The 7,888-nt window shown below is 65.1% G+C and carries 7 protein-coding genes, 1 tRNA gene and 1 pseudogene; 5 read left to right on the top strand and 4 right to left on the bottom strand.

Annotated features, from left to right (window positions below):
• Positions 1 to 205, bottom strand: a pseudogene (locus ABW22_RS17620) (hypothetical protein); the annotation flags it as partial.
• Positions 206 to 273: 68 nt separating this feature from the next.
• On the bottom strand, positions 274 to 1,107 hold the full coding sequence (locus ABW22_RS07965; protein WP_059754528.1) for a c-type cytochrome: 834 nt from the start codon (positions 1,105 to 1,107) through the stop codon (positions 274 to 276).
• A 127-nt stretch (positions 1,108 to 1,234) separates the two neighbouring features.
• Between ABW22_RS07965 and ABW22_RS07960 the strand changes: the two genes are divergently transcribed.
• The 5 genes from ABW22_RS07960 (at position 1,235) to ABW22_RS07940 (ending at position 5,341) form a co-directional block, all read left to right on the top strand.
• Positions 1,235 to 1,311, top strand: a tRNA-Arg gene (locus ABW22_RS07960).
• Between the two features lie 102 nt (positions 1,312 to 1,413).
• Entirely contained in the window at positions 1,414 to 1,812 is a 399-nt protein-coding gene (locus tag ABW22_RS07955) for a gamma-butyrobetaine hydroxylase-like domain-containing protein (RefSeq protein WP_059754525.1), read from the top strand.
• Between the two features lie 10 nt (positions 1,813 to 1,822).
• A complete protein-coding gene (locus ABW22_RS07950; RefSeq protein WP_059754522.1) occupies positions 1,823 to 3,235 on the top strand; it encodes a CUAEP/CCAEP-tail radical SAM (seleno)protein in 1,413 nt (470 codons plus the stop codon).
• Between the two features lie 7 nt (positions 3,236 to 3,242).
• Entirely contained in the window at positions 3,243 to 4,463 is a 1,221-nt protein-coding gene (locus ABW22_RS07945; RefSeq protein WP_059754519.1) for an ATP-grasp domain-containing protein, read from the top strand.
• Positions 4,460 to 5,341, top strand: a complete 882-nt coding sequence (locus tag ABW22_RS07940; RefSeq protein WP_059754516.1) for a fructosamine kinase family protein — start codon at positions 4,460 to 4,462, stop codon at positions 5,339 to 5,341. Before ABW22_RS07945 ends, ABW22_RS07940 begins: the two co-directional genes overlap by 4 nt.
• A gap of 46 nt (positions 5,342 to 5,387) precedes the next feature.
• Here the strand turns inward: ABW22_RS07940 and ABW22_RS07935 are convergent, their stop codons facing one another.
• Together ABW22_RS07935 and ABW22_RS07930 are read right to left on the bottom strand one after the other, a co-directional pair.
• The gene (locus ABW22_RS07935) at positions 5,388 to 6,143 is read right to left on the bottom strand and encodes a hypothetical protein (RefSeq protein WP_059754513.1); all 756 of its coding nucleotides are present in this window, start codon (positions 6,141 to 6,143) and stop codon (positions 5,388 to 5,390) included.
• Complete coding sequence (locus ABW22_RS07930) at positions 6,140 to 7,732, bottom strand: ABC-F family ATPase (protein WP_059754510.1); 1,593 nt, start codon at positions 7,730 to 7,732, stop codon at positions 6,140 to 6,142. Before ABW22_RS07930 ends, ABW22_RS07935 begins: the two co-directional genes overlap by 4 nt.
• Positions 7,733 to 7,888 lie beyond the last annotated feature (156 nt).

Raw genomic sequence — 7,888 nt, 5'->3', positions numbered from 1 at the left:
GGGGGGGGGTGGTCGCGGGCGGCGTGAGCGCCTCGGCTGCTGGCGCCGGCTCGAGGGGCGCAGAAGGCAGTTCGGGTTCGGGCGCGACGAGGGGTGCAGGCTCTGCTCCGGCCGGCAGCGTGTCACCCTCGGGCGGCGTTTCGGATGCGCTGCATGCCACCAGCGCCACGGTTGAGAGCGCGATCAGAAAAATGGCATTTTTCATGGCCGTAGTTTCTCCATTATCTGAAAGGGGTGAGGTCCGGGGCAATTCCCAGCCCACCCCTTTCAGGCTTAAAGTTTGCCGCCTGATTCGGCGAACAGGTAGCCGACCGCGTCGGCCAGATCGGCTTCCGACAGATCGGCGTTGCCTCCCTTGGGGGGCATGCCGCGTATGCCGTTCAGCGCATGGTCGTACAGCGTGGCATAACCCTGGCTCACGCGCGTCGCCCAAGCCGCCTTGTCGCCCGGCTTCGGGGCGCCGGCGACGCCGGCCGCGTGACAGACCGCACAGCTGGACTCGTAGACCGCCTTGCCTTTGGCCGGGTCAGGCTTGCTTGTGGTCGCCGCCGCTGCTGGTGCGGCTGCTTCCGTTGCGCCAGCGGTGTCAGCCGCGGCCGCGGGTGCGGCGCCTTCCGGCGCTTCGAAACTGGCGCCTGCCGAGTTGGTCATGTAAGCCACGGCGCGGGCCACCTCGACGTCCGACAGGTCGCCGTCGCCGCCGCGCGGAGGCATCTGGCGGATGCCATCGATCGCGTGCTTGACCAGCGTATCGAAGCCTTGGCCCAGACGCGGCCCCCAGCCCCCCTTGTCTTCGAATTTGGGTGCCCCGAGTGCGCCGGACGTATGGCACGAAGCACATACGGCATCGTAAACGGCCTGGCCGGATTTTTCGACCCGGGGGGCGTTGGCATCGAGCGCAACCAATTGGGCAAAAGGCTTGATGCGTGAAAGGGTCGCTTTCTGGGCAGCTTCGCTGGTGGTGTCTGGCTGCTGTTCTTCCTGTATGCCGAGCACCAGTTGCACGATCAGAAAAATCGCCAGCAGGGGCGCGAACAGCCCGGCAAGAAGGGAAATGATGACTTCCTGCGGGGTGGCTTGAGTCATATTGGCGTGCGGATCGGCCATGAACGTGTCCTTGAAAGGGGAGAGATCGAAAGCGGCGATTATAAGGAAAGCAACCCCCGCAGGAAAGGGCGGCGCGTCCCCCGCGGATGGACGCCACGCGGCAAACCGGCTATTCTTCATGGTCCTTGCGCCCGTAGCTCAGCTGGATAGAGTACTGCCCTCCGAAGGCAGGGGTCGCGCGTTCGAATCGCGCCGGACGCACCAGTTTCCACGTCATAATCGGCCTCAGCCCCTTGTCATGCAGGGGTTTAATCTCTGCCCTTCGGGTTTAAACTTTGGGCTGGAATTACTACGAGCGTTTCAATCATGGCCACCCCCACCCCTACTGACATCCAACTGCATCAGGTTTCGCGCAAGCTGGAAATCGCGTTTTCCGATGGCGCGCGTTTCGAGCTGCCGTTCGAATTGCTGCGCGTTTATTCGCCGTCCGCCGAAGTGCGCGGCCACGGCCCCGGTCAGGAAGTGCTGCAGGTCGGCAAAGGCGAAGTGCTGATCAATGCTGCCGAGCCGGTCGGACTGTACGGCATCAACTTCTTCTTCTCCGACGGCCATAACACCGGCATCTATTCCTGGGAATACCTGTACGAGCTCGGCGTCAGTCAGGCCGCGCTGTGGGACGAGTATCTCAAGCGCATGAAAGCTGCCGGCGCCTCGCGCGATCCCGGCATTGCCAAGATGTTCGAGCAGCGTCCCAAGGCCAAGTAAGCCTTCTGCGATGACAGCTTCCACGGCAAACACATGCGCGCCTTCCGGGGCGCGCGTTGTTTTGGTCAGCCCGTACGAGCTGGGGCGGCAGCCGTTCAACCTGGCGCAGCCGGCGGCGTGGTTCGGGCGCGTCGATATTGCGGTGGCCTGCGTCGACCTGGCGCAGCAAAAACTCGATCCGGCCACGTTTGCGCACGCCGAATTCGTCGCGATCTATCTCGGCATGCACACCGCCACGCGGATTGCCGCTGCGGCGCTGCCGAAAATCCGTGCCCTCGCCCCGCACGCCCGCATCGCCGCGTTCGGCCTGTACGCGCCGGTCAATGCGGCGTGGCTGAAAGGCCTCGGGGTGGAAGCGATCTTCGGTGGCGAATCCGAACCCGACCTGCTGGCCTGGGTGCAATCCGGCGTCGCGCCGGCCGACACTGTGGTGCGCCATAGCAAGATCGAATTCCTACTGCCCGAACGGCGCGGCTTGCCCGAACTGCAGCGCTACGCCAAGCTGATCCTCGCCGACGACACGCAGAAGATCACCGGCTTTGCCGAGGCCAGCCGCGGCTGCAAGCACCTGTGCCGCCACTGCCCGGTGGTGCCGGTGTACGAGGGCAAGTTCCGCGTCGTGCCGGTCGAGATTGTGCTGGCCGACATCGCGCAGCAGGTGGCCGTCGGCGCTGCGCACATCAGCTTCGGCGACCCCGATTTTCTCAACGGCCCGACCCATGCGCTGAAGGTCGCCGAGGCGTTGCACGCACGCTTTCCCGATCTGACCTGGGATGCGACGATCAAGGTCGAGCATCTGCTGAATCACGCCGAGCTGCTGCCACGCCTCAAGCAATGCGGCCTACTGTTCATCGTCACCGCAGTCGAGTCGGTCGACGACGCGATCCTCGACAAGCTGGCCAAGGGCCACACCCATGCAGACTTCGAGACGGCGCTGGCGCATTGCCGCGCACTCGGCATTGCGCTCGCGCCCACCTTCGTGCCGTTCACGCCGTGGACCACACTGGCGGGCTATCGTGAACTGCTCGTCACGCTGCTGAAGCTCAATCTGGTCGAGGCGGTGCCGCCGGTGCAGCTGGCGATCCGCCTCCTGGTGCCGCAGGGCTCCTATCTGCTGCACTTGCCGGAGTTTGCCGCGCGCGTCGGCGCATTCGACGACGCCATGCTGGGTTATCCGTGGCAGGCCGACGACCCGCGCGTCGATGCCCTGCAAGCGGACATCATGGCCTGGGTGATGGACGCGGAAAAGGTCGCGCTGCCGCGTGCCGAGGTGTTCGCCGGCCTCTGGGCGCGCACCCACACCGCGCTGGGCGAGGCGGCGCCGCCGCTCGACCCGGCGCAATTCGGCGCGCCCATCCCGCATCATTCCGAGCCGTGGTACTGCTGCGCCGAGCCGACCGAAACCCAGCTCGCCAGTTTTTGACCGCACCATGCCGCGTCTTCTGCTGCTGCTTCCCGCTGCGGGCTACGCCAACCAGGATTTCATCGCGGCTGCCGCGCGGCTGAACATCGAACTCGTCGCCTGCGCCGATTACTGCCACCGGCTCGCGCCTGGCTGGGGCCTGCCACCACTGATGAGCGTGCCGTTCGACCAGCCTGAACTTGCCTTGCCCCAGGTGTTGGCCGCACTGAAACAGCCGGTCGATGCGGTGCTGGCAGTGGACGATCACGGGCAGGTGTTGGCGGCGCAGTTGCGCGTTGCGCTGAGGTTGCCGGGCAGCCCGCCCGAGGCGGTGGCCATCCTCACCGACAAGCTGCGCTTCCGCCAGCTGCAGCAGTCGATCGGTTTGCCACATCCGGCCTTTGCCGAGATCAAGGACGGGGATATAAACGCTGCCGCGGCGCCGGGTTTTCCACTGGTGGTGAAGGCGCGCCGGCTGAACGCCAGCCGTGGCGTGATCCGTGCAAACGACGTGGATCAATTGACGCGGGCGTTAAAGCAGGTGCAGCGCATCCAGGCGCGCGCGCAACGCGATGCGGCCGACCTGCTGGTCGAGCGCTTCATTCCCGGCGTCGAGGTCGCGCTCGACGGCGTGCTGTCCAGTGGTGCCTTGCGGGTGCTCGCCGTGTTCGACAAGCCCGATCCGCTCGACGGTCCTTTTTTCGAGGAAACGCTGTTCATCACGCCCTCGCGCCTGCCGGACGCGACGCAACGCGAACTCGCCGACGCAGTCGAGCATGCCTGCGTGGCCGCCGGCGTCACCGAGGGTGTGATCCACGCCGAAGCGCGCGTCAACGACGCCGGCGTGTGGCTGCTCGAAATCGCGCCGCGCGGCATCGGCGGCCTGTGCGGGCGGGTGCTCGCCGCCACGCTCGGCATGGACAGCGCGGAAATCGTGCTGCGCCACGCTGTCGGCCTGCCGCTGCCAGGACAGGCGAACGACACCGCCGCCGGCGTGATGATGATTCCGATCCCGGCCAGTGGCATTTTTAAGGGCGTCGACGGCCTCGACGCTGCGCGGGCCGTGCCGCGCATCACCGGCATCGAGATCACGGCGCCGCCCGGCCAACTGGTGGCGCCGCCGCCCGAAGGCGCGGGCTATCTGGGCTTTGTCTTCAGCCGCGCCGCCACCCCGCAGCAGGCCGAGGCGGCCCTGCGCGCCGCCCATGCCGCGCTCGGCGTGCGCATCCAGCCGCTGGTCGAGCCATGAGCGTGTTCCATCGCGAACTCGCTGCCGCCATTAGCCGCGCCAGCGGCACGCCTTTTGTGGCGGAGGACTCGCGGGCCATACGCGGCGGCGATATCAGCGAGGCGTTTACGCTGAGCGACGGCACACGCATGTTTTTTGTCAAAACCCAGCCAGCTACCCGGATCGAAGTGTTCGAGATGGAAGCGGTGGGGCTCGCCGAACTGGCGGCGGCAAACGCGGTGCGGGTGCCGCAAGTGATTTGTCTTGGCGTCGCATCCGGGCAGGCGTACCTGGTGCTTGAATACCTGCCGCTCCAGTCACATGGGGACGCCGCGCAACTGGGCCGGCAGCTCGCGCAGCAGCACCGCGTCAGCGCTGCGCAGTTCGGCTGTGCGCGCGACAACTGGATCGGCGCCACGCCGCAGCCGAATGCCTGGATGGGTGAATGGGTCGAATTCTGGCGCGAGCAGCGGCTCGGCTTTCAATTGAAGCTAGCCAGTCAGAACGGTTACGGCGGCACCCTGCAGCGCGACGGCGAAATGCTGATGGCGGGGCTGGGTGATTTCTTCACCGGCTATCGGCCGCAGCCCTCGCTGCTGCACGGCGACTTGTGGGGCGGCAACCATGGGTTTCTGGCTGACGGAGCGCCGGTGATTTTCGATCCCGCGGTGTATTTCGGCGACCGCGAATGTGACCTTGCCATGAGCGAACTGTTCGGCGGTTTTGCGCCCGACTTTAATGCGGGCTACCGAGACGCCTGGCCACTCGACGCCGGCTATGCGGTGCGCAGGACGCTCTACAACCTGTATCACATCCTCAACCACGCCAATATGTTTGGCGGCAGCTATGCTGCACAGGCGCAGCGCATGATGGCGCAACTGCTGGCGCAGATTCGTTGATCAATCAAATCCGGGTGGTCCATTCGCGCCGGAGCCGGCACTTGGGCTAGCGTGCCAGCGACCGCAGGGTCGGCACAGCCAGGCCAAACTCATCCGCGTGGGCAATCGCGCGCGCCAGCCGCGCCGGCGCCGAGCGCCCGGTACAGCCGTGATCGGGATCGCCATCGAAGGCTTCGAGCATGCCGGTGATGAGTTTCTCTCGATCGTGTGCAACGCCGGTCAGCGCATCCTGGATGGCCATCACCTCGTTTGCCACCTGGCGTGCGAAGACTTCGTGCTGCGCCCACAGCTGCGACACCGTGCCGCCGGTTTTGAGGCCGGCGAGGTTGGTGGTGAGGATGGTGACGTTCTTCCGAACCAGTTCGAACAGCAGTGCGTCTCCCGGCGCGACTTCGCGGCAGGGCAGGTCGATCGAAGTCAGTGCGCGGCACAGCAGTGCGGCGCCGGGACCGGCGACGGGGGAGGCGATCAGCGACTTGGCATCGGTGCCTTTCTTCTTTTCGAACCACACCGAAATGACGGTGGGGTCGGTGTAGCGGTATTTTTCCCAGTCGCGCGGCAAGAGCTCGTTCTGGATCAGCGCGGCGTGCGGCCGCCAGGCGCCTGGCATGGCTGCCAGCACGGTGTGGAAATCGTTCTCGGCGACCGACACCAGCACCAGCGAGGGCTCGGGATGCGCGTGCGCAACGGTGAACATGTCGTCGCCGCGGTTGACCGGGACGACGGTGTGGCCGCTGCGCAGGAGACCGCCGGCGAACACGCGGCCGAGCTGGCCGAGACCGATGACGACGACCTCGCTCATTCGAGGCCCTTGGAATGCAGATACTCGTCGTAGTCTCCCATGTAGAACTCGACGCCTTCGGGCGTGATTTCGAGGATGCGGGTGGCGAGGCTGGAGACGAACTGACGGTCGTGCGAGACGAAGATCAGCGTGCCCTTGAACAGGTCGAGCGCGAGGTTGAGCGACTCGATCGATTCCATGTCCATGTGGTTGGTCGGTTCGTCCATCACCAGCACGTTGTGGCGGCCGAGCATCAGCTTGCCGTAGAGCATGCGGCCCTTTTCGCCGCCGGACAGCACGCGCACCGACTTCTTGACGTCGTCGCCGGAGAACAGGAGACGGCCGAGGATGCCGCGCAGCACCTGCTCGTCGTCGCCCGGCTGGGTCCACTGGTGCATCCAGTCGGTGAGGTTCATGTCCATGTCGAAGTCGCTGACGTGGTCCTGCGAAAAGTAGCCGACATTGGCGTTCTCGCTCCAGCGTACTTCGCCGAATTTGGGCGTCAGCTCGCCCACCAGCAGTTTCATCAGCGTCGATTTGCCGACGCCATTGCCGCCGATGACGGCCATTTTCTCGCCGGCTTCCAGCGAGAATCCGAGGTTGGTGAATAGCGACGTGTCGTCGTAGCCGAACTTCAAATTCTCGACTTCGAGCGCGCGGCGGTGCAGCGCCTTCTCGGGTTCGAAGCGGATGTAGGGGTTCTGCCGCGAGCTGGGCTTGAAGTCCTCGATCTTGATCTTGTCGATCATCTTCATGCGGCTGGTGGCCTGGCGCGCCTTCGACTTGTTGGCCGAGAAGCGGCGCACGAATTCCTGCAGTTCGGCCACCTTGTCCTTGGCCTTGGCGTTGGTGCTGGCCTGGCGTTCCTTGACCTGTGTCGAGGCCAGCATGTAATCGTCGTAGTTGCCGGGGTAGACCTTGATGGTGCCGTAGTCGAGGTCGGCCATGTGGGTACAGACCTGGTTCAGGAAGTGGCGGTCGTGCGAGATGACGATGATGGTGGCCTTGCTCTCGTTCAGCACGTTTTCCAGCCAGCGGATGGTGTTGATGTCAAGGTTGTTGGTCGGCTCGTCGAGCAGCAAGATATCGGGGTTGGAGAACAGCGCCTGCGTAAGCAGCACGCGCAGCTTGAAGCCGGGCGCGATCTGGCTCATGGGGCCATCGTGCTGCTCGGTGGGGATGCCGACGCCGAGCAGCAGCTGGCCCGCGCGCGCCTCGGCGTCGTAGCCGCCCATCTCGCCGAACTTGGCTTCCATCTCGGCGGCGTGCAGGTAGTCTGCCTCGGTCGCCTCCGGGTTCATGTAGATGGCGTCCTTTTCCTGCATCACTCGCCACATCTCGGCGTGGCCCTGCAGCACCACGTCGAGCACGCGCTGGTCCTCGTAGCCGAACTGGTCCTGGCGCAGCCAGGCCATGCGCTCGCCGGGGTCGAGCGAGACGTTGCCGGCGCTCGGCTCGAGCTCGCCGGCGAGGATTTTCATGAAGGTGGATTTGCCGCAGCCGTTGGCGCCGATCAGGCCGTAGCGGTTGCCGTCGCCGAACTTGACGTTGACGTTCTCGAACAGGGGTTTGGCGGCGAATTGCAGGGTGATGCTGGAAGCGGTAAGCACGGGGGGATCCTGGAATACTGGAAAAACGCAGTATTTTAACATTGCAGCCCCATCCGCCATGGGGCTGTCTTCGCCTTGCGGCTTGGGCCTAGGGAAACGCTGATTAATCCGTCTTTGCGAGGAGCGAAGCGACGCGGCAATCCAGAAATGCCTGCT

Origin of the sequence: Thiobacillus denitrificans (assembly GCF_001530125.1) — a bacterium.
In the GTDB taxonomy this organism is placed as follows: Bacteria; Pseudomonadota; Gammaproteobacteria; order Burkholderiales; family Thiobacillaceae; genus Thiobacillus; species Thiobacillus denitrificans_C.
This window is presented reverse-complemented; position numbering and strand designations above follow the sequence as displayed.

Bases quoted from the DNA above. Each gene is read 5' to 3' on its own strand.
- ABW22_RS07945 (WP_059754519.1), top strand. From the start codon at position 3,243: ATGCCGCGTCTTCTGCTGCTGCTTCCCGCTGCGGGCTACGCCAACCAG.
- ABW22_RS07940 (WP_059754516.1), top strand. From the start codon at position 4,460: ATGAGCGTGTTCCATCGCGAACTCGCTGCCGCCATTAGCCGCGCCAGC.
- ABW22_RS07950 (WP_059754522.1), top strand. From the start codon at position 1,823: ATGACAGCTTCCACGGCAAACACATGCGCGCCTTCCGGGGCGCGCGTT.
- ABW22_RS07965 (WP_059754528.1), bottom strand. From the start codon at position 1,107: ATGGCCGATCCGCACGCCAATATGACTCAAGCCACCCCGCAGGAAGTC.
- ABW22_RS07955 (WP_059754525.1), top strand. From the start codon at position 1,414: ATGGCCACCCCCACCCCTACTGACATCCAACTGCATCAGGTTTCGCGC.
- ABW22_RS07935 (WP_059754513.1), bottom strand. From the start codon at position 6,143: ATGAGCGAGGTCGTCGTCATCGGTCTCGGCCAGCTCGGCCGCGTGTTC.